Annotated in this window: 21 protein-coding genes; 10 read left to right on the top strand and 11 right to left on the bottom strand. The window is 72.0% G+C overall.

Going from position 1 to position 24,424, the window contains the following annotated elements; translation table 11 throughout:
• Window positions 1–50: 50 nt before the first annotated feature.
• Both ACFWZ2_RS31960 and ACFWZ2_RS31955 read left to right on the top strand, forming a co-directional pair.
• A complete protein-coding gene (locus ACFWZ2_RS31960; RefSeq protein WP_384551586.1) occupies window positions 51–3,332 on the top strand; it encodes an amino acid adenylation domain-containing protein in 3,282 nt (1,093 codons plus the stop codon).
• A 130-nt stretch (window positions 3,333–3,462) separates the two neighbouring features.
• Window positions 3,463–4,992, top strand: a complete 1,530-nt coding sequence (locus tag ACFWZ2_RS31955; protein WP_384551584.1) for an FAD-dependent monooxygenase — start codon at window positions 3,463–3,465, stop codon at window positions 4,990–4,992.
• A gap of 106 nt (window positions 4,993–5,098) precedes the next feature.
• Here the strand turns inward: ACFWZ2_RS31955 and ACFWZ2_RS31950 are convergent, their stop codons facing one another.
• From ACFWZ2_RS31950 to ACFWZ2_RS31935, 4 genes are all read right to left on the bottom strand, one after another.
• Entirely contained in the window at window positions 5,099–5,890 is a 792-nt protein-coding gene (locus ACFWZ2_RS31950; protein WP_384551582.1) for an ABC transporter permease, read from the bottom strand.
• Window positions 5,887–6,885 (bottom strand): ATP-binding cassette domain-containing protein, encoded by a 999-nt coding sequence (locus ACFWZ2_RS31945; protein WP_384551580.1) that lies wholly within the window; start codon window positions 6,883–6,885, stop codon window positions 5,887–5,889. The genes ACFWZ2_RS31950 and ACFWZ2_RS31945 overlap by 4 nt, the downstream gene beginning before the upstream one ends.
• 347 nt (window positions 6,886–7,232) lie before the next feature.
• Complete coding sequence (locus ACFWZ2_RS31940; RefSeq protein ID WP_384551578.1) at window positions 7,233–7,622, bottom strand: DUF1048 domain-containing protein; 390 nt, start codon at window positions 7,620–7,622, stop codon at window positions 7,233–7,235.
• Between the two features lie 2 nt (window positions 7,623–7,624).
• Window positions 7,625–7,954, bottom strand: a complete 330-nt coding sequence (locus ACFWZ2_RS31935) for a PadR family transcriptional regulator (protein ID WP_384551576.1) — start codon at window positions 7,952–7,954, stop codon at window positions 7,625–7,627.
• Window positions 7,955–8,079: 125 nt separating this feature from the next.
• On the opposite strand from ACFWZ2_RS31935, the gene ACFWZ2_RS31930 reads away from it, so the two are divergent.
• Window positions 8,080–9,000, top strand: coding sequence for a HipA family kinase (locus ACFWZ2_RS31930; RefSeq protein ID WP_384551574.1), 921 nt, complete (start codon window positions 8,080–8,082; stop codon window positions 8,998–9,000).
• Window positions 9,001–9,113: 113 nt separating this feature from the next.
• On the opposite strand, the gene aceB is transcribed toward ACFWZ2_RS31930, so the two are convergent.
• Together aceB and ACFWZ2_RS31920 are read right to left on the bottom strand one after the other, a co-directional pair.
• Window positions 9,114–10,733 carry a malate synthase A gene (gene aceB, locus ACFWZ2_RS31925; RefSeq protein WP_384551573.1) on the bottom strand — a complete coding sequence of 540 codons (1,620 nt, stop codon included), beginning with the start codon at window positions 10,731–10,733 and terminating at the stop codon, window positions 9,114–9,116.
• Window positions 10,734–10,959: 226 nt separating this feature from the next.
• A complete protein-coding gene (locus ACFWZ2_RS31920) occupies window positions 10,960–11,598 on the bottom strand; it encodes an NTP transferase domain-containing protein (RefSeq protein WP_384551571.1) in 639 nt (212 codons plus the stop codon).
• Window positions 11,599–11,834: 236 nt separating this feature from the next.
• On the opposite strand from ACFWZ2_RS31920, the gene ACFWZ2_RS31915 reads away from it, so the two are divergent.
• Complete coding sequence (locus tag ACFWZ2_RS31915) at window positions 11,835–12,086, top strand: DUF5955 family protein (protein ID WP_384551569.1); 252 nt, start codon at window positions 11,835–11,837, stop codon at window positions 12,084–12,086.
• 29 nt (window positions 12,087–12,115) lie between these two features.
• Here the strand turns inward: ACFWZ2_RS31915 and ACFWZ2_RS31910 are convergent, their stop codons facing one another.
• A complete protein-coding gene (locus ACFWZ2_RS31910; RefSeq protein WP_384551567.1) occupies window positions 12,116–13,585 on the bottom strand; it encodes a PLP-dependent aminotransferase family protein in 1,470 nt (489 codons plus the stop codon).
• A 99-nt stretch (window positions 13,586–13,684) separates the two neighbouring features.
• Between ACFWZ2_RS31910 and ACFWZ2_RS31905 the strand changes: the two genes are divergently transcribed.
• Complete coding sequence (locus ACFWZ2_RS31905) at window positions 13,685–14,197, top strand: universal stress protein (RefSeq protein ID WP_384551565.1); 513 nt, start codon at window positions 13,685–13,687, stop codon at window positions 14,195–14,197.
• A gap of 45 nt (window positions 14,198–14,242) precedes the next feature.
• On the opposite strand, the gene ACFWZ2_RS31900 is transcribed toward ACFWZ2_RS31905, so the two are convergent.
• Complete coding sequence (locus ACFWZ2_RS31900; protein ID WP_384551563.1) at window positions 14,243–14,890, bottom strand: response regulator; 648 nt, start codon at window positions 14,888–14,890, stop codon at window positions 14,243–14,245.
• The gene (locus ACFWZ2_RS31895; protein ID WP_384551561.1) at window positions 14,887–16,131 is read right to left on the bottom strand and encodes a sensor histidine kinase; all 1,245 of its coding nucleotides are present in this window, start codon (window positions 16,129–16,131) and stop codon (window positions 14,887–14,889) included. Before ACFWZ2_RS31895 ends, ACFWZ2_RS31900 begins: the two co-directional genes overlap by 4 nt.
• A 214-nt stretch (window positions 16,132–16,345) precedes the next feature.
• Here ACFWZ2_RS31895 and ACFWZ2_RS31890 point away from each other — a divergent pair, with 214 nt between their 5' ends.
• On the top strand, window positions 16,346–17,431 hold the full coding sequence (locus ACFWZ2_RS31890; protein ID WP_384551560.1) for an ABC transporter permease: 1,086 nt from the start codon (window positions 16,346–16,348) through the stop codon (window positions 17,429–17,431).
• 2 nt (window positions 17,432–17,433) lie between these two features.
• Window positions 17,434–18,174 carry an ABC transporter ATP-binding protein gene (locus ACFWZ2_RS31885; RefSeq protein WP_384551620.1) on the top strand — a complete coding sequence of 247 codons (741 nt, stop codon included), beginning with the start codon at window positions 17,434–17,436 and terminating at the stop codon, window positions 18,172–18,174.
• 904 nt (window positions 18,175–19,078) lie between these two features.
• Here the strand turns inward: ACFWZ2_RS31885 and ACFWZ2_RS31880 are convergent.
• Window positions 19,079–19,891, bottom strand: a complete 813-nt coding sequence (locus ACFWZ2_RS31880) for an IclR family transcriptional regulator (protein WP_384551559.1) — start codon at window positions 19,889–19,891, stop codon at window positions 19,079–19,081.
• Between the two features lie 347 nt (window positions 19,892–20,238).
• On the opposite strand from ACFWZ2_RS31880, the gene allB reads away from it, so the two are divergent.
• Complete coding sequence (allB, locus tag ACFWZ2_RS31875) at window positions 20,239–21,588, top strand: allantoinase AllB (RefSeq protein WP_384551557.1); 1,350 nt, start codon at window positions 20,239–20,241, stop codon at window positions 21,586–21,588.
• 4 nt (window positions 21,589–21,592) lie between these two features.
• Window positions 21,593–22,723 (top strand): allantoicase, encoded by a 1,131-nt coding sequence (gene alc / locus ACFWZ2_RS31870; protein WP_384551555.1) that lies wholly within the window; start codon window positions 21,593–21,595, stop codon window positions 22,721–22,723.
• A gap of 71 nt (window positions 22,724–22,794) precedes the next feature.
• Here the strand turns inward: alc and ACFWZ2_RS31865 are convergent, their stop codons facing one another.
• Complete coding sequence (locus ACFWZ2_RS31865) at window positions 22,795–23,535, bottom strand: SDR family NAD(P)-dependent oxidoreductase (protein ID WP_384551553.1); 741 nt, start codon at window positions 23,533–23,535, stop codon at window positions 22,795–22,797.
• A 210-nt stretch (window positions 23,536–23,745) separates the two neighbouring features.
• Here ACFWZ2_RS31865 and ACFWZ2_RS31860 point away from each other — a divergent pair, with 210 nt between their 5' ends.
• A complete protein-coding gene (locus ACFWZ2_RS31860) occupies window positions 23,746–24,354 on the top strand; it encodes a dihydrofolate reductase family protein (RefSeq protein WP_384551551.1) in 609 nt (202 codons plus the stop codon).
• The last annotated feature ends 70 nt before the right edge of the window (window positions 24,355–24,424 follow it).

Raw genomic sequence — 24,424 nt, 5'->3', positions numbered from 1 at the left:
CGCTTTCCCCGTCCGGGGTCGGCGTTGCCTTGACCGGCTGATCCGCCTCCGTGAAGGTAGAGGCGCTCCGCGAATTCCTCCTTTTTGCCAAGGGGTTGATCCGTTTGCCTTCGTACAATGCGTCGTCCGCGCAAAAAGGGCTGTGGCTTGCACAGAAAATGTCTCCCGATACCCTGAACCACGCCCTCGCCCTGTGGGACGTGGACGGTGAGCTGGACGCGGCAGTCATGGAATCCGCGTTCCGGCATGTGCTCGGCGAGGCGGAAGTGCTGCGCGTCAACTTCGTCGACGAAGGCGGCGAGTTGCGGCTCGTGCCCAGACAACTGGGGGACTGGCGGCCGTTCTTCCTGGACCTCGCCGACGCGGCCGACCCCGAGGGGGCGGCGCGCGAGGCGCTGGCCGATCTGGTGCGGCAGCCGTTCGACCTGGCACAGGACATGCTGATCCACCTGGGCGTGGTCAGACTCGCGGCGGACCGCTCGCTCGTGGTGATCGCCTACCACCACCTCATATCGGACGGCTTCGGCGTGGGCGGCCTGCTGTCCCGCCGCCTCGCCGAGGTGTACTCGGCGCTGGTGCGGGGCTCGGCGGTACCGGACCTGCCGCATCCCTGGGACGTCGAGTCGTTCGCGGCCGAGGCGACGGAGTACCTCGCCTCCCAGCGGTTCACGGACGACACCGAGTTCTGGCGCGACTATCTGAAGGCCGCGCCGGCGCCCGCGCAGGTCCCGCGCGTCGCCCTGTCCGACGCGGCGCGGGCCGCGCTCGCCGAGCCCCTGGGCGGCGCCGACCGCTGGTCGGAGGTGGCGGGCTCCATCGGCATGGTGAGCCGGACGCTGACCGTGCCGCGCGCCGCAGCGGACGCGTGGGGCGAGACCGCGAAGTCCCTGGGCGTCTGGATGTCGTCCCTGCTGACCACGGCCGCCGCGGTGTACTTCAGGCACCGCTGCGACCGTGCGGAGTTCCTGCTCTCGCTGGCCGTCGGCAACCGGGTCGGGGTGGCCAGCAGGACGCCCGGCCTCGCGGTGAACGTCGTGCCGGTGCGGGCGAGGGTGCCGCTGGACGGCACCGTCGCCGAGCTCGCCGACGCGCTGGGCGACGAGACGTTCGAGATCTTCGACCACGCCGCCTGTCACTACTCGGACATCCAGCGCGCGAGCGGAACCGTCCTGGACGACCGCGGCAGTTTCGGCGCCGTCATGAACGTCGTCGACTTCGCGGAACAACTCCACTTCGCGGAAAGACCGGCGCGTTTCATCGCCGCGACGAGCGGCACCTTCGACGAACTGTCCGTCGCCGTCTACGGAGACGGAAGCGCCGACAGCGACATGTTCATCCGGCTCGACGCCCCCGCGCACCTGTACTCCCGGGCCGAACTGCGCTTCATCGGCGAGGAGTTGATCAGTTTCATCCACGCCGTGGTGAACGCCGGTGAGCGGCCGGTCGGCGCGCTCGACGTGCTGAGCGGTGCCGGACGCGACCAGGTGCTCACGGCGCCGAACGACACCCGGGCGATGGTTCCGGAACTGACGGTTCCGGAGCTGTTCGCCCGCCAGGTGGAGCGGACCCCCGACGCGGTCGCGCTGGTGTCGGGCGACTCCGAGGTCTCGTACCGCGAGCTGGACGAGCGCGCGAACCGCGTGGCCGACGCGCTGCGACACCGCCAGGTCGGACCCGAGACGGTCGTGGCGGTCGCGCTGCCCCGCTCGGTGGACCTCGCCGTCGCCCTGCTCGCAGTGGCGAAGGCGGGCGGCGCCTACCTGCCGGTCGACCCGGCGTTCCCCGTCGCGCGGATCACGTCGACGGCCGCCGACGCGTCGGTGCGCGCACTGCTCACCGACGCGACGACGGCCGAGGCGCTCGCCGCCGAACTGCCCGTGCCAGTACTGCTGTTCAACGATCTCGCGTCCGGCACCGCAGCCGACGCCGACGGTGCGCGCAAGACCCCGGTCCCGCCGCACCCGGACAACCTGCTGGCCGTGACGTACGGCTCCGCACCCGACGGCGCGGTCACCGGAGTCGCCCTGACACACCGGAACATGGAGCGGCTGGTCCTGGACCGCGCCTGGCAGACGGGCGCCCGCGGCACCGTGCTGTGGCATGCGCCGCCCACCTCCGACGGACTCGCCCTCGAACTGTGGGTGCCGCTCCTGAACGGCGGCCGGGTGGTCGTGGCGCCCTCGGCGGACCTGGACATCGACGCGCTGACCGGGGCGTACGACATCTCCACCGTGTGGTTGCCCGCGGGCCGGTTCTCGGCGATCGCGGCCCAACACCCCGAGCGCCTCGCCGGGTTGACCGAGGTGTGGACCGGCGCCGAGCAGGTGTCCGCGGCCGCCGTACGACGGGTGCGCGACGCCTGCCCCGAGCTGACGGTCGTGACCGGCCGCGGCCCGGCGGAAGCGACCGTGTTCGCCGCCTCCCACCGGCTGACGGCGGACCGGCCCGTGCCGCCCCCGGGCACGGTCGGCCGCCCGATGGACAACACCGCGCTCTACGTCCTGGGACCGGGCCTGACGCCGGTGCCCGTCGGCGTGGTCGGCGAGCTGTACGTGGCAGGACCCGGTGTGGCCCGCGGCTACGCCGGACGCCCCGGACCGACCGCCCAGCGGTTCGTGCCCTGCCCGTTCGGTCCCGACGGCGGGCTCATGCACCGCACCGGGGACCGGGTGCGGTGGGATGCCGAAGGGCGCCTGGAGTTCGTGGGCCGGGCCGACGCCCAGGCGGAGATCCGCGGTGTCCGCGTCGAGTCGTCCGAGATCGAAGAGGCGCTGTCCGAGCATCCGGGTCTCGCCCACGCGGTGGTGGTCGCACGGAACGACGACTCCGGGCAGCAGCGCCTCGTGGCCTACGTGGTCCCGGCACAGGGCCGCGACCACGGGGACAGCCTCGCGCCCGAGGAACTGCGCCGGTTCGCCGCCGCACGCCTGCCGGAGATCATGGTGCCTTCGGTGTTCATGGTCAGGGAACGCCTGCCGCTGACGGCGGGCGGCAGGGTGGACAGGACGGCGCTGCCGCAGCCCGCCTTCGAGGACGGCACGTACCGGGCACCCCGCAACCGCACCGAGCGCGTGCTGGCCGAGGCGATCGCCGAGGCACTCGAACTCGACCGTGCGGTGGGCATCGACGAGGACTTCTTCGACCTCGGCGGCAACTCGCTGCGGGCGATCAGACTGGTCGGCCTGATCCGGTCCGGGCTCAACCAAGAGGTCTCCATCCGCACGCTGTTCGCGGCGCGCACCATCGCCGGTCTGTCCGACGTGTGGCAGGACCTCGCCCGGTCCAGCAGGCCGAGCCTGCGCAGGAGGACGAGGGAAGGCGAAGTCCTCTGAGCGCTGTCCGTCGCCGACGCGGGCGCCGCGGCATCGGCTGAAGCCACCGCCGGCGCCGCGCCCCGCTTCCGTGAACGTGGACATGCGCGTGAACGTGAACGTGATCCAACGATGGCAGAGGGGCAGTGGAGTGACGGGGAACGACGTGGGGCACACCCGCGGGGACACGGACGTGGTCATCGCGGGTGCCGGGCCGACGGGTCTGATGCTCGCCTGCGAGCTGCGGCTCGCGGGCGTCGACGTGGTGGTGGTCGAGCGGCTCGCCGAACGGACGGGCGAGTCGCGGGCCGGCGGGATGCACTCCCGCACCCTGGAGGTGCTCGACCAGCGCGGCATCCTCGACCGCTTCCTCGCGGTCGGCGAACTGCAGCCGGTGGGCCACTTCTCCGGACTCAGGCTGGACTTCGACGAGTCCGAGTCCCGGCACCCCTACCCGCTGATGATCCTGCAGTCCGCCATCGAGCGGCTGCTCGAGGAGTGGGCCGACGAACTCGGCGTACGGGTGCGCTGGTCCTCCGAGGTGACCGGGATCAGCCAGGACGAGTCCGGCGTGACGGTCGAACTGGGGGCGGCGGAAGCCGCCCCCGAAACGCTGCGCGCCCGCTACCTCGTGGGCTGCGACGGCGGACGCAGCGCGGTCCGCAAGCTCGCGGGCATCGGCTTCCCCGGCACCCCGGCGACGATGACCGCGATGATCGGCGACGTCGAACTCCCCGATCTGCCCGAGGACTACATCTGGTGGCGCCGCCGCCCGACCGGCGACTATTCGGCGATCGCCTTCGAGGCGGGCTGGCACCGGCTGATCACCTTCGAGTACGACCGTGTCGTGGACCGCGCCGAACCCGTGACGTCCGAGCAGCTCAGGGAGTCGCTCGTCAGGCTCGCGGGCACCGACTACGGCATGCGCAGCCCCCGGGGCGTCTCCCGGTTCAGCGACGCCGCGCGCCAGGCCGACCGCTACCGGCAGGGCCGGGTGCTGCTCGCGGGCGACGCGGCACACATCCACTTCCCGGCCGGCGGGCAGGGCCTGAACATGGGCGTGCAGGACGCGGTCAACCTCGGCTGGAAGCTCGCCTCCGTGGTGCGCGGCCGGGCGCCGGAGAGCCTGCTGGACAGCTATCACGCCGAGCGCCACCCCGTCGCGGAGCGGGTGCTGCACAACACCCGGGCGCAGTCGGCCCTGGCCCGTCCTGGCCCCCAAGCGGACGCGCTGCGCGACGTGTTCACCTCGCTCATCGTGTTCGACGACGTCAACCGGCACCTGCGCAGCATGCTCACCGCGCTGGACATCCGCTACCCGGCCGACGGCGACCACCCGCTCGCGGGCCGCCGGGTCCCCGACGCCGACCTGAAGACGCCCGACGGCGCCTCGTACGTCTACGCACTGCTGCACGCGGGCCGCCCCGTACTGCTCGATCTGCGCGGCATCGCCGAGGTGGCCGCGGTGGCCGAAGGCTGGTCCGACCGCGTCGACTTCGTCCGGGCGCGCAGCGAGGACGACCACTGGATCGTCCCGGGCGTCGGCGAGGTCGACGCACCCGCCGCGCTCCTCATCCGCCCCGACGGCCATGTTGCCTGGGCGGCCGCGGGCGGCGCGCCCGGCACCGCCGCGCTCACGACCGCCCTCACCACCTGGTTCGGCCCGCCCTCGCAGGGGTGACGCCGACGAGGTGACCGCCACGGCCAACAGCCCGTGTGCACTCCGGAAGAAGGAGTGCACACGGGCTTTTTGGTAAGCCGGGTCGCGGTGCGCGCGGTCGGCCCTCTTACTGGAGGGCGCGGTTGAACTGCGCCGTGGACCAGCGGTAGCCGAGCGCGATGAGGCCGACGCACCAAGCGATGGCGATCCACCCGTTGTTGCCGATCTCGGTGCCGAGGAGCAGGCCGCGCAGGGTCTCGATGGCCGGGGTGAACGGCTGGTACTCGGCGATCGGCTGGAACCAGCCCGGCATCGTCTCGGCGGGGATGAAGGCGCTGGAGATGAGGGGCAGCAGGATCAGCGGCATCGCGCTGTTGCTGGCCGCCTCGGGGTTCGGGCTGGCCAGGCCCATGCCGATCGCGATCCAGGTGAGCGCGAGGGCGAAGAGCACGATCAGGCCGAACGCCGCCAGCCACTCCAGGGCGCTGGCGTCGGTGGAGCGGAAGCCGATCGCGACGCCGACGGCGCCGACGAGGATCACGCTCAGGACCGACTGCAGCACACTGCCGATGACGTGCCCGACGAGCAGCGAGCCGCGGTAGATCGCCATCGTGCGGAAGCGGGCGATGAGGCCCTCGGTCATGTCCATCGACATGTACACCGCGGCGCCGATCACGGTGCTGCCGATGGTCATCAGGAGCAGGCCGGGAACGACATAGGCGATGTAGTCGGAGCGGGTGGCACCGCCGCCGCCGATGCCCGAGCTCATCACGTCACCGAAGATGTAGACGAAGAGCAGCAGCATCATGATCGGCGTGAGCAGCAGGTTCAGCGTTCCCGACGGGTAGCGCCACGCGTGCAGCAGATTGCGGCGCAGCATCGTGTTCGAGTCGCGTACCGCGAGGGCGAGGGAGCTCATCGGGCGTTCTCCTTGGACTGGTTGGGTACGTCGGGGCCGGTCAGCGCGAAGAACACGTCGTCCAGGTCGGGGGTGTGCATGCTGAGCTCGTCGGCCTCGATGCCGGTGGAGTCCAGCCAGTCGAGGATGGAGCGCAGCTCACGCTGGCTGCCGCTGCTGGGGATCGTCAGGACCAGGGCCTCGTCGTCCGTGGTGACCTCGGTCAGCGCGAGGGCGGCGAACTGGTAGGCGGCCGGGTCGGTGAAGCGGAGCCGGACGTGCCCGCCGGGGATGAGCCGCTTGAGCTCCTCGGAGGTGCCCTCGGCGGCGATCTTGCCGTCGTTGAGGACCGCGATGTGGTCGGCGAGTTCGTCGGCCTCGTCCAGGTACTGGGTGGTGAGGAAGACGGTGACGCCGCCCGTGACGAGTTCGCGGATGATGCCCCACATGTTGTGGCGGGCGCGCGGGTCGAGGCCGGTGGTCGGCTCGTCGAGGAAGATCACCCGCGGGCTGCCGACCAGGGTCATGGCGATGTCGAGGCGGCGCTTCATACCGCCCGAGTAGGTGGAGGCGGGCTTCTTCGCGGCGTCCACCAGGTCGAACCGCTCCAGGAGTTCGGCGGTGACGCGCTGCCCCTCGCTCTTGGACAGGTGGTGCAGGTCCGCCATGAGGAGCATGTTCTCCTCGCCGGTGATCAGACCGTCGACGGCGGAGAACTGTCCGGTGACACCGATCGCGGCGCGCACGGCCTGCGGGTCGGTGGCGAGGGTGTGGCCGTTGATCTGCATCTCGCCCGCGTCGGCGTTGATGAGCGTCGAGAGGATCTTGACGGCGGTGGTCTTGCCGGCACCGTTCGGGCCGAGCAGCGCGTACACGGTGCCGGCCGGGATGCGGATGTCGATGCCGTCGAGCACCGTCTTGTCGCCGTACGCCTTGCGCAGACCGATGGCGGAGATCGCGGTCTGCGACGTGTCACGGCCGCCCTTATTGGATGTGGGCATGTCAGACGAAGGCATGGGGGCCTCCCGTTTCGAAAGTCGAAGTGATGTGGGGAAGTAAGTGAGTCGGGAACGGTTCTGCAGGGACCGGGCCCGAGTGCGGCGGATGTCGCTGTAGTCGATGAGGTCGTGCCGGGGACGGCGCGCTGCGCGAGGGTGCCCCTGGATTCATCGGGGTCCCGGACGCGGGGAGTGTGTCGCGCACCGGCGACCGGGCCGCGGGCCGCGTCTGCGTCCTCCGCGGACCCTCCGGGGCGCGCCGCGAGGGCGCCCACCGGGTCTTGTCGAGTCGTTCGGAGCGAAGATGCTGCCCCGCGTCGCGTCGAAGTCCACGCCCCGCAGCATCTCCACCTCCTCCTACGTGGTTACAGGGTCTTGCCGCCCCGGCCCTCGTCCTCCGCCGCGGCGCGGTCGAGGGCCTTTATCAGCCGCTCCCGCTCCCGGTCGGGGATGTATCCGCCCCTGCTGTAGTTCTGGGCGAACACCGAGACGAACTCCACGGGGTCGTCTCCGACGACATCACGGACCGACGTGCCCTCCACCGCGGCCTGCTCGAACAGATCCGCAAGGTCCTCGAAGGCCGCCGACGCGCTGTCGCCGTCCGCCGGCACGAAGAGCATCAGGTACCGCTCGATGGCGTCGACGGCCGCGCGATGGCTCTCGGGAAGCTGCTTGACGCGCGCCTTGTACGCCCACCACCGCTTCTTCGGTCCAATAACCTTCGAGAGCAAGCCGGTTTCTTCCGCGTCGGACATGGTCATCTGCCTCCTTCATGGAGCTGTTCCAGTCGTTCTGAGAGGAAGCTCCATGTCCTCCAGAACTCGTCGAGGTACTCCCGTCCCTTCGCGTTCAGGGAGTACACCTTGCGCGGCGGCCCCTTCTCCGACGGCACCTTCTCCACGTCGACCAGGCCGTGCTTCTCCACTCGGACCAGCAACGCGTACACGGTTCCCTCGGAGATGTCCGAGAAACCCTGTTCCCGCAGCCACGCGGTGATCTCGTAGCCGTAGGTCGGCCGTGCGGACAGGACCTCAAGGACGATGCCTTCCAGGATGCCCTTGAGCATCTCCGTTGTCTGCTTCCCCATGGGCACCCTCACCTACTCAGCGACATTGACTACTGGTACACCGTAACGCTGACTACCGGTACTTGGCAACACCGAATAGTGAAGTCGTTTGCTGCGCGCGGGGCGGCACCGCATAGCCTGGCCGGATGCTGCGCGAAGTCAGGGCCACCCGCTATGTCACCCCGCTGCGTCAGGGCGGTTCGGTGCCCGGTGTCGTCGAGGCCGACGACCTCGGCACGTACGTCGTGAAGTTCACCGGCTCCGCACAGGGCCGCAAGGCCCTGGTCGCCGAGATCGTCGTCGGCGAACTCGCGCGCCGCCTCGGCCTGCGCTTCCCGGAACTGGTCCTCGTGCACTTCGACCCGGCGGTCGCCGCCGACGAACCGCACCAGGAGGTCCAGGACCTGCTGCACGCCAGCGCGGGACTCAACCTCGGCATGGACTTCCTGCCGGGCGCGCAGGACTTCACGCCCGAGGCGATCGACGTCGACCCGCTGGAGGCGGGCAAGATCGTCTGGCTCGACGCCCTCACGGCGAACGTCGACCGCACGGTGCACAGTTCGAACCTGATGATCTGGCCCACGTTCGGCACCCGGCCGCCCCGGCTCTGGCTCATCGACCACGGCGCGGCCCTCGTCTTCCACCACCGCTGGGGCGCGACCCCGCCCGACAAGGCGTACGACTTCCGCCACCACGCCCTCGGCGGCTACGGCCCCGACACCCGGGCCGCCGACGCCGCGCTCGCCCCGCTCGTGACGGCGGAACTCCTGCGGGAGATCGTCGCGGAGGTCCCCGACGCCTGGCTCACCCCCGAGCCGGGCCACGACACCCCCGACGCGCTCAGGGACGCGTACGTCACCTACCTCACCGCCCGCGCGCGCACCTCCGCGGCCTGGCTCCCCACCGACTTCCCCTCGCGCTCCCAGCTGGCCACGGAGGACGCCCGCCGGGCCAGGGCCACCGAGGCGGGGCGCCCCGCCTGGCTGAAGCGGGTCCCCGACCTGCACGGAAAGCCTGCGGCCGAACAGGACTGGTCGAGACACCTGACCGCCGAGAGCAAGGACTGAACCGTGGCGGGGACCGGGGAACGCCCCACGGCGGCACCGCACGACTGCGCCCCCGGCGCTGTGCGGTGCCGGGGGCGGAGCGGGGAGCGTACGGAACGTACGGGAGGAACGGGTCAGCGCAGCTGCTCGTACGCCGGGAGTGTCAGGAAGTCCGCGTAGTCCGCGTCCAGGGAGACCTGGAGGAGGAGGTCGTGGGCCTGCTGCCACTTGCCCGCGGCGAACGCCTCGTCGCCGATCTCGGCGCGGATCGCGGCCAGTTCGGCGGCGGCGACCTCACGGGCCAGGTCGGCCGTGGCGGTCTGGCCCGTCTCGAAGACGACGCCCGCGTTGATCCACTGCCAGATCTGCGAGCGCGAGATCTCCGCGGTGGCCGCGTCCTCCATGAGGTTGAAGATGGCGACGGCGCCGAGGCCGCGCAGCCACGCCTCGATGTAGCGGATGCCGACCTGGACGGCGTTGACGAGGCCGTCGTAGGTGGGCTTCGCGTCGAGCGAGTCGATGGCGATGAGGTCACCGGCGGCGACGCTCACGTCCTCGCGGAGCCGGTCCTTCTGGTTCGGCTTCTCGCCGAGCACCGCGTCGAAGGACTTCATGGCGATCGGGACGAGGTCCGGGTGGGCGACCCAGGAGCCGTCGAAGCCGTCGCCCGCCTCGCGGTCCTTGTCGTTCTTGACCTTCTCGAACGCGACCTTGTTGACCTCCGCGTCCTTGCGGGACGGGATGAACGCGGCCATGCCGCCGATCGCGTGCGCGCCGCGCTTGTGGCAGGTGCGGACGAGGAGTTCGGTGTACGCCCGCATGAACGGGGCGGTCATCGTGACGAGGTTGCGGTCCGGCAGGACGAACTTCGAGCCGCCGTCGCGGAAGTTCTTGACGATGGAGAAGAGGTAGTCCCAGCGGCCCGCGTTCAGGCCGGAGGCGTGGTCGCGCAGCTCGTAGAGGATCTCGTCCATCTGGTACGCGGCGGTGATCGTCTCGATCAGGACGGTCGCGCGGACCGTGCCCTGCGGGATGCCGACGTAGTCCTGGGCGAAGACGAAGATGTCGTTCCAGAGGCGCGCCTCCAGGTACGACTCCGTCTTCGGCAGGTAGAAGTACGGGCCCTTGCCCAGCTCGATGAGGCGCTTGGCGTTGTGGAAGAAGTACAGGCCGAAGTCGACGAGCGCGCCGGGGACCGGGCGGCCTTCCAGCTGCAGGTGGCGCTCGTCCAGGTGCCAGCCGCGCGGACGCATGACGACCGTGGCGAGCTCACCGGCGTCCTTGAGGGCGTACGACTTGCCGGTGCGCTCGTCGGTGAAGTCGATGCGGCGCTCATAGGCGTCGGTGAGGTTGAGCTGGCCGAGGACCACGTTCTCCCAGGTGGGCGCGGAGGCGTCCTCGAAGTCGGCGAGCCAGACCCTGGCGCCCGAGTTCAGGGCGTTGATGGTCATCTTGCGGTCGGTGGGGCCCGTGATCTCCACCCGGCGGTCGTTCAGCGCGGCGGGCGCGGGGGCGACCCGCCACGAGTCGTCGGCGCGGATCGCCGCCGTCTCGGGCAGGAAGTCGAGGGTCGACGTACGGGCGATCTCCGCGCGGCGCTCGGCGCGGCGGGCGAGGAGCTCGTCACGCCGCGGCGTGAACAGCCGGTGCAGCTCGGCCACAAAGGCGAGGGCCGCGTCGGTGAGCACCTCTTCCTGCCGGGGCAGGGGCTCTGCGTCGACGATGGCCAGCGGCGACGGCGCTAGTGCGGACATGAGCTGTCACTTCCTTCAGAGAGCTGCACGGACGGTGCCGGGCGAGCCGCCGGGCAGACGCAGTGGCACTGGGTGCCACAGGGGCCGAGGTACGGCTGCGGGGCCCCGTCCGAGGTAACGGGCCTTCTGGTCAGTGGATACTAGTTTCCTCATGGTGGAAGTTCAATGGTTTGTTGACGTCGAGATTCTCTTCGTCGACAGAACATGTCGCTGAGTGCCATCGCGGTCACTCCAAGTGGATCAGGTCCTCGACGGTGTCTATGTCGTCTGCCCGCGCCACGTCCCCGCACTCGACCAGAGTGAGCCCGGCCGCATGCTCCTTCAGGTAGGCGCGCGCTCCCCGGTCCCCGGTCGCGCTCGCCGCGATCCCGGCCCAGTGCGCGGAGCCGAACAGGACCGGATGGCCGCGCTGCCCGTCGTACGCGGCGGCCGCGAGCGTCGACGGCGAGCGGTACGCCGCCCGCACCCGTGCCGTCGCCCGCGCGCCGATCCCCGGCTGGTCCACCAGCGAGACGAGCGCGGCCGCCGCGCCCGAGTCCCGCAGCGACGCTAGGCCCGCCCGCAGCGACGAGCCCATGCCCTCCGCCCAGTCCGGATTGTCGACCAGGACACAGCCGGGCAGCTCGGCCCTCGCGCGGACGTCGTCGGCGGCCGCCCCGAGCACCACATGCACCCGCGCACAGCCCGCCGCGCGGAGCACCCCCACCGCGTGCTCCACCAGCGGCCGCCCCCGGTGCGGGAGCAGCGCCTTCGGCCGCCCGCCGAGCCTGCGCCCGCCGCCCGCGGCGAGCAGCAGCCCGACGACCTCACCGGCCCCGTCGGCCCCGCCGTCCCCGGAGGCGGACTCCTTCGTCTCTCTCGTCATGACTCCTGCATACACCGCAGACGCCCTCCGGCGCGGCCCGCGACAACGGCCGGAAACTGGCGCATCCCTTGCCGGGTGGCGTTTACTGGCCCGCGACCCCGCGGCGCCTGACCAGCGCCGGGCGGGTCGGTGGAAGACCAGTACGAGAGATACGCGCACGACGGCGTGCGAGGGGGAGAGCTGTGTTGCGGAGCGTGGGGCAGAGACGAGTGACAGGCGGCGGCGAGGATCCACGGGTGGCGGAGCTGTACACCGCCGTGACCCGGCTGCGCCGTGAACTCGCCGCACACCCGGTGGAGTTCGCCGACCGGGGGATCGCCGAGGACGAACTCGCCGCCCTCGCCGAGATGGCCCGCGGCGGCACCCCGGAAGTCCTCAGGATGCGCAGGTCGCTGCTGCTCGTCGCGGGGGCGATCGGCTCGGTGAGCGCGCTGGCGGCGGGACTCGCCGGGGTGCGGGGCGCCGTGGAGATGTTCGGCGACCGGTGAACCGGCCGCCGGGCCCGGGCCCGGCGCTTTCAGGCCACCCAGTTGCGACGGGCCTGATCGACGTTCGGTGACCGCAGATCACCGGCCAGGGCCGCCGCGAGCCGCTGCGCCGCCTGTTCGAGCAGATCGGCGGAGAGCGTGTAGGGGACCCGCAGCCGGTGCTCGTGCGTGCCCGGGTCCGCGCCGAAGCGCGAGCCGCCCTCGATGCGTACGCCGTGGTCGAGGGCGGCACGGGCCAGCGCCGACGCGACCGGGCGGCCCAGATCCACCCAGAGCGAGAGCCCGCCGGGCGGCACCTGCCAGCGCCACTCCGGGAGATGACGGGCCAGCGACGCGGCGAGCGCGTCCCGCTGGGCCCGCAGCCGCGGCAGCCGTTCGCGCAGCACGTCGCCCATGCCGCGCAGCAGATGCAGCGCCACCAGCTGCTCGATCACGGGCGTCGCCATGTCGCTCGGCACGCGCTTCATCGCCAGCTCGGTGACAAGACGCGACCCGGCCCGCACCCAGCCGATCCGCAGCCCGCCCCAGTGCGACTTGCTCAACGAGCCCACGGTGACCACCTGTTCACCCGCGCCGTGCGGCGCGAGCGAGGCGAACGGCGCGGGCGGCGGCCCGTCGAGCGCGATGTCGGCGATCGTCTCGTCGATCAGCAGCCAGGTGCCCGTGGCGCGGGCCGTCTCCAGGATGCGCACCCGCTGCTCGCGCGGCATCAGATTGCCCGTCGGATTCTGGAAGTCCGGCACGAGATACGCGAGGCGGGGCGCGGCCTGCCGCAGCGACGACTCGACCAGACCGCTGTCCCAGCCGTCCTCCGAGACCGGCACGGGCACCGCACGAAGCCCCGCGCCGCGGATCGCGTCCAGGGCGTTCGGGTACGACGGGTTCTCCACCAGGACCCGGTCGCCCGGCCTGCCGAGGAGCGAGAGCGTCAGGGACAGCGCGTGCTGCGCGCCCGTGGTGATCAGGATCTGGTCCGGCAGCGTGGGCAGCCCGCGCCGCGTGAAACGCTCGGCGACGGCCGCCCTCAACTCCGGGATCCCGTACGGGTGGTAGCCGGGCGTCGGCGCGTGCTCCGCCAGCATCGCGGCCGCCGCGCCGAGCGCCGCGGTCAGCTCGGGCTCCGGGGCGCCGGGCGCGGCCACCGCGAGATCGAGCACCCCGTCGCCCGCGGGGAACGCCGCCACGCTGGCCGGACGCTGCCCCTCGGGCAGCTCGGTCCAGGTGCCCGCGCCGCGCCGGCTGCGCGCGTAGCCGCCCTCGCGCAGCACGTCGTACGCCGCCGTGACGGTGGCCCGGCTGACCGCGAGGGCCGTGGCCAGCTCGCGCTCGGCGGGCAGCCGGGTGTGCAGCGGGACCCGGCCGTCGAGCAGCAGGGTGCGCACGCCGTGGGCCAGCGCACGGTAGCCGGGGTGCTCGCCCGCGGCGCCGTGCAGCAGCGCGGCGAGCTGACGGCTGCCGAGCCTCCTGTCCACCGCGTGGACCACACGCGCTTCTGCCATGCCAACTCCCTCGTATTGGCCCTGCTCTCCAGGCCAATCAGCCTACAGACTCCTCTCCAGGCACCTTGAACCGGCTTCTTTGGCCTGGGAGGAACACCGATGGACGGCATGGGCGGCACGGACGGACGCGTGATCGTCGGGGTGAGCGGGTCGCTCGCGAGCCTCGCGGCGCTGCGGGCGGCTGCCGGGGAAGCGCGGCGCGGCGGCCGGGAACTCCTCGCGGTCATCGCCTGGGAGCCGCCGGAGGGCGAGGCGCTCTATCTGCGCCACCCCGACCGGGAATGGGCGCTGCACTGGGAGGCCGAGGCACGGGCCCGCATCGACCGCGCCTTCGACGAGGTCTTCGGCGGCCCGCCGCCCGGGATCGGCACCCGGCGCCTGGTCGTCAGGGACCGCCCCGGCCGCGCCCTGTGCCGCATCGCGGACCGCCCGGACGACCTCGTCGTCCTCGGCGCGCGGCCCGGCCGCCGCCGCGCCACCAGGATCCACCGCCACGTCACGGCACACGCGGGCTGCGCCGTCCTCACGGTGCCCGCCCCGACCGTGCCGAAGGGCCTGCGCAGGGCGCTGCGCCGGGTCACGGCGCAGGACTTCACCCTGGTCGGGCGGTGAACGCGGGGGTCTGGGCGGGGCGCTGCGAGCACGGCCCCGCGACGGTCACGCGCCCCGTCTGATCAGGCCGCGCGACGTCGCCGCCGCCACCGCGGACGTACGCGAGTCCACGCCCAACTTCGCGTAGATGTGCACCAGATGGGACTTCACCGTCGCCTGGCTCAGGAACAGCTCCTTGCTGATCTGCTGGTTCGACAGACCGTCCCGCACCAGGCGGAGCACCTCGAGCTCCCGGCGGCTGAGCGCCTCGGCGGGCGCCCGCATCCGGTCCATCAGCCGGTGCGCGATCGCGGGCGCGAGCGCCGAACGCCCCGACGCCGCCGTACGGACCGCCGTGGCCAGCTCCTCCGGCGGCGCGTCCTTGAGGAGATAACCGGCCGCGCCCGCCTCCACCGCCGCGAGGATGTCCGCGTCCGTGTCGTACGTCGTGAGCACCAGGACCCGCGGCGCCCCCTCGCGCGCGGTGATCGCCGCCGTCGCCGCCGCCCCGTGCATCCCGGCACCGAACTGCAGGTCCATGAGGACCACGTCGACACCGTCGGCGGCGGCCCGCTCCACCGCGGCCTCCGCCGTCGCCGCCTCCGCGACGATCTCGAAGTCCGGCTCCGCGTCGAGGACGGCCCGCAGACCGGCCCGTACGACCGGGTGGTCGTCGGCAAGCAGCAGCCGGACCTTCGTGGCGTCCCGCGTCACGCGGCGGCCTCCCGGGTACGCGCGGGCAGCGGCAGCGAGATCGCCACCGCCGTGCCCTGCCCCGCGGCCGACTCGACCGTGAACGTGCCGCCCAGCGAGCGGGCGCGCGAGCGCATCGCGGGAAGCCCGAAGCCGCCCTCGCCGCGCGGCGCCGCCGGCTCCGGCCATGCCGCGGGGTCGAAGCCGCGGCCGTCGTCCACCACGTCCAGCGTCACGGAGGCGTCCATGAACGTCAGCGTGATCTCCGCGCGGTCGGCCGCCGCGTGCCGCACCGTGTTCGCGAGCGCCGACTGCGCCACGCGCAGGAGCGCCACCTCGTACGGCGTGGGCAGCTCGGTCGGCGTGCCGCTCAGCGAGAAGCGGACCCGCGGGCCCGGGCTCGACGTGCTCAGCCGCTCCAGGGCCCCGGCCAGCGAACCGTGCTCCAGGTCCGGCGGCGTCAGCGCGCGCACGAAACGGCGGGCCTCGGCGAGGTTGTCCTGCGCCGCGGTGCGCGCCTGCTCGATGTGCGGGGCCGCGGGGGAGCCCGCGGGCAGGCCGCGCTGCGCCGCCCGCAGCAGCAGCTGGATCGAGGAGAGCCCCTGCGCCAGCGTGTCGTGGATCTCCCGCGCCAGCCGCTCGCGCTCGGCCAGCGTGCCCGCGGTGCGCTCGGCCTCGGCGAGTTCGGCGCGCGTGGCCACCAGCTCGTCGATCAGCTCGCGGCGGCGTTCGCTCTCGCGGTACAGCGCCTCGTACCCGAGCACCGTGACCACCGCCACGGCGGCACCGAGCAGCGGACCTATGAAGCTCCCCGGAGTGACCTGCGCGCTGTGCACCAGGAAACTCGCGATGGCCGCGACGGCCGTGCCGAGCACCGCGGGCAGCGCCCAGCGGATCGGCAGCAGGTGGAGCTGGAGGAAGTACAGCGGGAACGCCGCCCACAGTCCCTCCGGGGACAGCGTGAGCAGCACGAGCCAGCTCGCGCCCAGCGCCGCGAGCCACACGGCGGCGGCACGCCGCGAACGGGCGACCGGCGGGCTCAGCGTGCCCGCCGTGTACACGGCGGCCATCAGGAGCGCCGCCGCGCCGACACCGGCGGGATGCGTCGGCGCGCCGCCGTCGCCGCCGCCCGTCAGCGCCTTGACCACGGGCAGCGCCAGGAGGCCCGCGAGGAGGGCGTGGAGGCACAGGCGCAGGGCGCGGGGGACGGGCGTCGGGGTGCGGCGGGCGTCTTGGGCGGCCGGGGTTCGGGGGCGGGTCATGATGCTTCCAGCGTATGCGGGGGTGCCCGGGGCCTGCCCTTGTCGGGGTGCGGAGCCCGGCGGGCCCGCGGAGTGCGGGCCAAGTCTTCACCGTAGGGCCGGAGCCCTTCCGCGCCGTCAACCGAAAGTTTGAAAGACGGCTCCCTCCTTCGATTCGGGTGAAGCGTGCTGTGGCGCGATGCCCTGCGGGCGGGCCCGGCCGCAGGGTGGGGGCATGTTCGTCGCATGGAGAGACCTACGGTTCGCCAAGGGGCGGTTCGCCCTGATGGGAGCCGTCGTCGTGCTGATCACCCTGCTCGTCGGCCTGCTGTCCGGGCTGACCGCGGGGCTCGCCAGGGAGAACACCTCGGCGATCACCGGCCTGCCCGCCGACCACCTCGCCTTCGCCGCGCCGCCCGACGGGCAGTCCGTCTCCTTCACCAACTCGCTGGTGGAACAGCGGTCCTGGGAGAAGTGGGCCGCACGCCCCGGTGTGACCTCCGCGCAGCCCGTCGGGATCAGCACGCTCAACGCCACCGCGGGCAAGCGGTCCGGCGCGGTCTCCGCCTTCGGCGTCGAGCCCGCCTCCGGGATCGCCCCCGACGGCATCGCGGCCGGCGACGCGGTGCTCTCCGAGCAGGCCGCCGCCGATCTCGGCGTCGGCGTCGGCGACCGCGTCCGGCTCGGGGCGAGCGGCGTCGAGGAACGCGTCGCGCGGATCGCGTCCGACGCCTCGTACAGCCATACGCCCGTCGTATGGATCACCCTCGACGACTGGCAGGCGCTCGGGAACCGCGGTACGTCCATGGACGAGCAGGCCACGGTGATCGCGCTGCGGACCGGCGACGGGGTCGACCTCGGCGCCGGGGACGCGGCGGCCGGGACCCGGACGACGTCCCTGGACGGTGCGCTCGACGCGATCGGGTCCTACCAGGCCGAGAACGGGTCGCTGCAGCTGATGCGCGGGTTCCTCTTCGTCATCTCCGCGCTGGTGATAGGGGCGTTCTTCACGGTGTGGACGATCCAGCGCGCGGCGGACATCGCCGTCCTGAAGGCGCTCGGGGCCTCCACGCCGTATCTCCTGCGGGACGCGTTGGGGCAGGCCGTCGTGATGCTCGTCATCGGGACGGGGCTCGGGTCCGCGATCGCCGTGGGGGTGGGGTGGTTCATCGGCGGGAGCGACGTTCCGTTCGTCCTTGAGGCGTCGACCGTGCTGTGGCCCGCGGTGGTGATGGTGGTGCTGGGGGTTGTGGGGGCCGGTCTTTCCGTACGGCGGATCACCGCCGTCGATCCGTTGGTTGCGTTGGGGAGTGCTAGGTGAGTGTGTCGTCGTCGGTGAGTGTGCCGTCCGTGAGTGTGTCGTCGCTGGTTGTTGAAGAGGTCACGTTGACCTATCCCGACGGGGACGGGCGGCTCACCGCGCTCGACGGGGTCGGGCTCGATGTGCCCGCCGGGACGATGACCGCGGTCGTCGGGCCCTCGGGGTCGGGGAAGTCCAGCCTTCTCGCGGTCGCGGCGACGCTCGTCACGCCCGATCGGGGGCGGGTGGTCGTGGACGGCGTGGACACGGGGGCGTTGAGCCGGGCCGAGAAGGCGGAGTTGCGGCGGCGGCGCATGGGGATCGTGTTCCAGCAGCCGAATCTGTTGCCTTCGTTGACGGCGGTGGAGCAGTTGGAGCTGATGGCGCGGGTGGATACGGGGCGGGGGCAGGGGCGGGGGCGGTTGCGGGGTGGCCGGGAGGTGCGGGAGCGGGCGCGGGAGTTGCTGTCCGCGGTCGGCCTCTCCGGCGAGGCCGGGCGGCGTCCGCATCAGCTGTCGGGTGGGCAGCGGCAGCGGGTGGGGATCGCTCGGGCCTTGATGAACGGGCCCGCGGTGCTGTTGGTGGATGAGCCGACCAGTGCGTTGGACCATGAGCGGGGGGCCGTGGTGATGGACCTTCTCGCGTCGCTCACCCGGGAGCGGGGGACGGCGACGGTTCTGGTCACGCATGATCGGGCGCGGCTTGGGGTGGCGGATCGGGTGGTGGGGATGGTGGACGGGCGCTTGGGGCCTGTGGAGGGCTGAGGTGCCTTCGCCTTTGCTTCGTCTGTGGGGCGGGGCCGCGGGGGTATGTGCGTACTCGCTATCCCGTGGCTTGTGCCTCGGTCAGTGTGTGCCGTCACGGTGGGTCAAGGTGCTCCGTGCGCACATACCCCCACGTCCCCTCCGGCGCGCTTGCGCCTGCGGGCCGGTGGGGGTTGCTCCGCTTCCCCCCCCCGCCCGCAGGCCCGGGGGGGGCGAGTATGCACGCCGCCCCGCCTTCCCCACCCACCCGATCCCGCCCCGGTGCAGGCCGGTGGCTGCTCCGCTGCACCTGAGCCTCTCTCACCCGCCCGATCCCGCCCCGGCACTGGCCGCTCCGCCGCACCACCGCGTTCCCCGCCCGTCCCTTGCCGCCCCGGCGCAGGCTGGTGGCCGCACCGCCGCGTTCCCCACCCGTCCCGCGCCGCCCCGGCGCAGGCTGGTGGCCGCTCCGCCGCACCGCCGCGTTCCCCACCCGCCCGATGCCGCCCCGGCACTGGCCGCTGGCTGCTCCGCTGTACCGCCACGTTCCCCACCCGGTCCCGTGCCGCCCCGGCACTGGCCGGTGACCGCTCCGCTGTACCGCCGCCTCCCCCACCCACCCCATGCCGCTCCGGTGCAGGCCGGTGGCTGTTCTGTTGTGCCGCCGCCTCCCCCACCCACCCCAGCCCGGGGGCTGGTGGCAGGTGGTCGGCCGCGCCGCTGTGGGCAATCGTGCCGCTGGGCGGCACGGGTGGGCACAGCTCACGGTGCCGGGGGTCGTGAACGGAGGCGTGAGCTCGGGGCGGGTGGGCACAGCTCACGGTGCCGGGGGACGCGAACGGAAGCGTAGGACCGGGGGAGGCGCCTAGGCCCGGGCGGCAGGGCTTGCCCGGTGGGGGAGGTGTGGGGTGGGAGGGGCGTCCGCTCAGGGATGACTCGCGCTGGCCAGCGCCGCGGAAAGTTCCACCGCCACCTGCTGCAGCACAGGGACGATCTTGTCCGTGGCGGATTCCGTGACGCGTCCGGCCGGGCCGGAGATGGAGATGGCCGCCGCGGTGGGGGAGTTGGGCACCGGCACGGCCAGGCAGCGGACGCCGATTTCCTGTTCGTTGTCGTCGACGGCGTACCCCGTGCGGCGGACCTCTTCGAGCGCGTCGAGGAATCCTTCCGGCGTGGTGATCGTCTTCTCCGTGGCGGCGGGCATCCCGGTGCGCGAGAGGAGCGCGCGGACTTCCTCGGGCGGCGTGTGCGCGAGGAGGGCCTTGCCCACGCCGGTGGAGTGGGGGAGGACCCGCCGCCCGACCTCGGTGAACATGCGCATGGAGTGCTTGGACGGCACCTGTGCGACGTACACGATCTCGTCCCCGTCGAGCAGCGCCATGTTCGCCGTCTCGCCGGTCTCCTCGACGAGCCGGGCGAGGTAGGGCCGGGCCCACGTGCCGAGCAGCCGGGACGCGGATTCGCCGAGGCGGATCAGGCGCGGGCCGAGGGAGTAGCGGCGGTTGGCCTGTTGGCGTACGTATCCGCAGGCGACGAGCGTACGCATGAGGCGATGGATCGTCGGCAGGGGCAGACCGCTGCTGGCGGAGAGTTCGCTGAGGCCGACCTCGCCCCCGGCGTCCGCCATCCGCTCAAGGAGGTCGAAGGCGCGCTCGAGGGACTGGACCCCACCGCTCGCGGCGGGGGTTTTGGTGGCGGCGACTTCAGCAGATGCGTCGCTGGCGCTGGACGTCGGCACGGCGCGTTCCTTTCGGTGCTGGCGGGCAAGGAAGCAGCCTACCGGGCGGTTCTTCACAAGGGCTCTTGCGCGTCACGGCGTCTCCGCCGGTCAGAGGGGTTAACGGGGGTCTTTGTCCGCGTCTTCGCTGGGTTGTCCCGCGGTCCCTTGACGGTCTGGTTGTGCATAGCTACGTTCTGGCAAGCGGAATTCTAATTCCACGTTGTGGAAACGTCCAGTACGTCGAGGTGGTGAAGTCGACCCTTGACGTCGCGCGGCCGAGCGTGAAAACTCCTTCAACAGAACGTTGAATTCCGTTAAGCGGAAACACAAGGTCTGTGAAGCGGAACAGAAGAGAGGGGACACGGGTGTCGGAACAGGACGTGGCCGCTGAGCTGGTTCTTCGCTCGACTCGCGTCATCACGCCGGAGGGCACGCGCGCCGCGTCGGTCGCCGTCTCCGGCGGGAAGATCGTGGCCGTCGGCGCGTACGACGCCGAGGTGCCGGCCGGCGCGCGCATCGAGGACTTCGGTGACGACGTCCTGCTGCCCGGCCTCGTCGACACGCACGTCCATGTGAACGACCCCGGCCGCACCGAGTGGGAGGGCTTCTGGACCGCCACCCGCGCCGCGGCCGCCGGTGGCATCACGACCCTCGTCGACATGCCGCTCAACTCCCTGCCGCCGACGACGACTGTGGACCATCTGCGGACCAAGCAGGATGTCGCCAGGAGCAAGGCCCATATCGACGTCGGCTTCTGGGGCGGTGCCCTGCCCGGCAACGTGCAGGACCTCAAGCCGCTGCACGCCGCCGGTGTCTACGGCTTCAAGTGCTTCCTCTCGCCCTCGGGTGTCGACGAGTTTCCCGAGCTGGACCAGGACCAACTCGCCGCCTCCATGGCCGAGATAGCCGGGTTCGGCGGGCTGCTCATCGTGCACGCCGAGGACCCGCACGAGCTGGACGCCGCCCCGAGCAACACCGGGCCCAAGTACGCGGACTACCTGGAGACCCGCCCCCGTATCTCCGAGGACACCGCGATCGAGGGGCTCATCGCCGTCGCCAAACGGCTCGGCGCACGGGTGCACGTCCTGCACCTGTCGTCCTCCGACGCCCTGCCGCTCGTCGCCGCCGCCAAGCGCGAGGGCGTCAGGCTGACCGTCGAGACCTGCCCGCACTATCTGACCCTGACCGCGGAGGAAGTCCCGGACGGGGCCAGCGAGTTCAAGTGCTGCCCGCCGATCAGGGAGGCGGGGAACCAGGACCTGCTGTGGGCCGCCCTCGCCGACGGCACCATCGACTGCGTCGTGACGGATCACTCTCCCTCGACCGCCGATCTGAAGACCGATGACTTCGCGACGGCGTGGGGCGGCATCTCCGGGCTCCAGCTGAGCCTGCCCGCCGTCTGGACCGAGGCCCGTAAGCGCGGCTACGGCCTCGAGGACGTGGTGCGGTGGATGTCCACCCGTACCGCGGAACTGGTCGGACTCGACCAGAAGGGCGCCATCGAGGCCGGCCGCGACGCCGACTTCGCGGTCCTCGCGCCCGACGAGACCTTCACCGTGGATCCCGCGGAGCTGCAGCACCGGAACCGGGTCACGGCGTACGCGGGCAAGACCCTCAGCGGCGTCGTGAAGTCCACCTGGCTGCGCGGCGAACGCATCCTGCACGGCGGCGAGTTCAGCGAACCCGCAGGCCGACTTCTGGAAAGGAACAACTGAAACAGTGACGGCGCAGCATATATCTCCTTTGGCTTCCTTCACCGGCGACGCGAGCCCCTACGGCGGCGGCGAGCCCTTTGCCGACTACCGCACGGCCGACTTCCCCTTCACCCAGTACGCCAACCTCGCCGACCGGCAGCTCGGCGCCGGTGTGATCGCCGCCAACGACGAGTTCTTCGCGATGCGCGAGAACCTGCTGCTCCCGCACGACGCCGTCTTCGACCCGGAGCACTTCGGGCACAAGGGCAAGGTCATGGACGGGTGGGAGACCCGCCGTCGGCGCGGCGTCTCGGGGGAGCACCCGTGGCCCACCGCGGACGACCACGACTGGGCGCTGGTCCGCCTCGGCGCGCCGGGCGTCATCCGCGGCATCGTCGTCGACACCGCCCACTTCCGCGGCAACTACCCGCAGGCCGTGTCCGTCGAGGCCACCAGCGTCGAGGGTTCGCCCACCCCCGAGGAGCTCCTCGGCGACGACGTGAAGTGGACGACTCTCGTACCGCGCACGCCGGTTGGCGGACACGCGGCGAACGGCTTCGCCGTCGATGTCGAGCAGCGCTTCACGCACCTGCGCGTCAACCAGCACCCGGACGGCGGCATCGCCCGCCTCCGCGTGTACGGCGAGGTCGCGGCCGACCCCAAGTGGCTCGCCGCGCTCGGCACGTTCGACGTCGTCGCCCTGGAGAACGGCGGCCAGGTCGAGGACGCGTCCGACCGCTTCTACTCCCCGGCCACCAACACCATCCAGCCGGGCCGCTCCCGCAAGATGGACGACGGCTGGGAGACGCGCCGGCGCCGCGACAACGGCAACGACTGGATCCGCTACCAGCTGGTCCAGCAGTCCGAGATCCGCGCCGTCGAGATCGACACCGCGTATCTGAAGGGCAATTCGGCCGGTTGGGCCTCCCTCTCCGTGCGCGACGGAGAGAGCGGCGAGTGGGTCGAGGCGCTGCCGCGCACCCGCCTGCAGCCCGACACCAACCACCGTTTTGTGCTCGACGCGCCGGTCGTCGGCACGCATGTGCGCATCGACATCTTCCCGGACGGCGGCATCTCGCGGCTCCGTCTGTTCGGTTCGCTGACCGAGGACGGCGCGGCCAAGCTGGCGGCCCGCCACCAGGAGCTGGGCGGCTGATCCGCCCCCGCTGAACGTGGGGCGCACCGGGTGGACAGCCTCGGTGCGCCCCGCATCCATGCCCTGGAACGTCAGGCCGAGTGGCCGCCGTCCACGACGAGTTCACCGCCCGTGACGTATCCGGCGTCCGGGCCGCAGAGGTAGGCGACCAGGGAGGCCACCTCGTCCGCGGACCCGAAGCGGCCGAGCGCCGTGTTCGCCTTCTGCGGTTCGGCGAAGGGGCCGTCGGCCGGGTTCATGTCCGTGTCGATCGGACCCGGGTGCACCAGGTTCACGGTGATGCCGCGCCCGCCGAGCTCCCGTGCCAGGGACTTGGTCAGGCCCGTGAGCGCCGTCTTGCTCAGCGCGTACAGCGTGCCGCCGGGACCGCCCGCGTAACGGCCGAGCGCGGTGCCCGTGGAGATGATGCGGCCGCCGTCGCGCAGCAGGCCCGCCGCGGCCTGCGAGGCCAGGAAGACCGCGCGGACGTTGACGTCGAGCACCCGGTCGACATCGGCGAGCGACAGGTCGCCGATCGGTCCGAGGACCCCGACCCCGGCGTTGTTCACCAGGATGTCGAGCCCGCCCAGGTCGTCGGCGGCCCGCTCCACGGAGCCCACGGCGTCCCCGGCGTCCGCCGCGTCGGCCTTGATGGCGAAGCCGCGCCGGCCCATCGCCTCGATCTTCGTCACGATCTCCTTGGCCGCGGCCTCGTTCTGCACGTAGGTGATCGCGACGTCCGCGCCGCCCTGTGCCAGGCGCAGCGCGATCGCCGCGCCCATGCCGCGGCTGCCGCCGGTGACGAGGGCCTTCTTGCCGGTGAGAGTAGACATGTCGTTCGCGCCTCTTCTGTGTGTCCGTACTGGTATCCGGCGACTTGCGCCGTAAGTGCTTACGGGTTCAATGAAAGGCGTTCGCGCGGGCCACGGCTGGCGGGAAACGGACACGGATTTCCGGGGCCCCGCGCTCCGCGGGCGATGAGTTCGCACCCGGGGCACGGTCTGAAGAGGTGACAGTCCAGGATTCGCTGAGAGGCGCTCACCATGAAGCTCACCTTCACCCAGTTCCTGACCCTCGACGGTGTGTTCCAGGCACCCGGAGGCCCCGACGAGGACCGCAGCGGCGGCTTCGAGCACGGCGGGTGGTCGGTCCCCTACGGAGACGACGACTTCGGGGCCTTCATCACGGAGGTCTTCGACCAGGCCGACGCGTTCCTGCTGGGGCGCGGCACCTACGAGATCTTCGCCGGGTACTGGCCCCAGCACACCGACCCCGCCGACCCGGTCGCCTCGCGTCTCAACTCCCTGCCCAAGTACGTCGCGAGCACCACCCTGACCGGCGTCGACTGGCACGACTCGCACATCATCGGCCGCCACGACCTGGTCAAGGACGTCATCTCCCTCAAGGAGCGGCCCGGGCGCGAACTCCAGATGCACGGCAGCGGCAACCTCGCGCGGTCCCTGCTGGCGCACGACCTGATCGACACCCTGCACCTGGTGACGTTCCCCGTCGTCCTCGGGACCGGCAAGCGGCTCTTCGAGGAGGGCGCCCTGCCCACCGCGTTCCGCCTCGCCCGGTCGCGTGCGACGTCCACGGGCGTCGTCATCAGCACGTACGGTCGAGGAGGGCGCCCGGAGTACGGCACTTACTGAACCTGCCGCCGCCGTGACCGACCCGTGAGACGCGGCGCGCGGACCCTTCACCGCGCGATCTTGGCCGGAT

The organism is Streptomyces sp. NPDC059002, from assembly GCF_042740435.1.
In the GTDB taxonomy this organism is placed as follows: Bacteria; Actinomycetota; Actinomycetes; order Streptomycetales; family Streptomycetaceae; genus Streptomyces.
This window is presented reverse-complemented; position numbering and strand designations above follow the sequence as displayed.

Bases quoted from the DNA above. Each gene is read 5' to 3' on its own strand.
- ACFWZ2_RS31950 (WP_384551582.1), bottom strand. From the start codon at position 5,890: ATGAGCTCCCTCGCCCTCGCGGTACGCGACTCGAACACGATGCTGCGC.
- ACFWZ2_RS31945 (WP_384551580.1), bottom strand. From the start codon at position 6,885: ATGCCTTCGTCTGACATGCCCACATCCAATAAGGGCGGCCGTGACACG.
- ACFWZ2_RS31940 (WP_384551578.1), bottom strand. From the start codon at position 7,622: ATGTCCGACGCGGAAGAAACCGGCTTGCTCTCGAAGGTTATTGGACCG.
- ACFWZ2_RS31935 (WP_384551576.1), bottom strand. From the start codon at position 7,954: ATGGGGAAGCAGACAACGGAGATGCTCAAGGGCATCCTGGAAGGCATC.
- ACFWZ2_RS31930 (WP_384551574.1), top strand. From the start codon at position 8,080: ATGCTGCGCGAAGTCAGGGCCACCCGCTATGTCACCCCGCTGCGTCAG.
- aceB (WP_384551573.1), bottom strand. From the start codon at position 10,733: ATGTCCGCACTAGCGCCGTCGCCGCTGGCCATCGTCGACGCAGAGCCC.
- ACFWZ2_RS31920 (WP_384551571.1), bottom strand. From the start codon at position 11,598: ATGACGAGAGAGACGAAGGAGTCCGCCTCCGGGGACGGCGGGGCCGAC.
- ACFWZ2_RS31910 (WP_384551567.1), bottom strand. From the start codon at position 13,585: ATGGCAGAAGCGCGTGTGGTCCACGCGGTGGACAGGAGGCTCGGCAGC.
- ACFWZ2_RS31905 (WP_384551565.1), top strand. From the start codon at position 13,685: ATGGACGGCATGGGCGGCACGGACGGACGCGTGATCGTCGGGGTGAGC.
- ACFWZ2_RS31895 (WP_384551561.1), bottom strand. From the start codon at position 16,131: ATGACCCGCCCCCGAACCCCGGCCGCCCAAGACGCCCGCCGCACCCCG.
- ACFWZ2_RS31890 (WP_384551560.1), top strand. From the start codon at position 16,346: ATGTTCGTCGCATGGAGAGACCTACGGTTCGCCAAGGGGCGGTTCGCC.
- ACFWZ2_RS31865 (WP_384551553.1), bottom strand. From the start codon at position 23,535: ATGTCTACTCTCACCGGCAAGAAGGCCCTCGTCACCGGCGGCAGCCGC.
- ACFWZ2_RS31860 (WP_384551551.1), top strand. From the start codon at position 23,746: ATGAAGCTCACCTTCACCCAGTTCCTGACCCTCGACGGTGTGTTCCAG.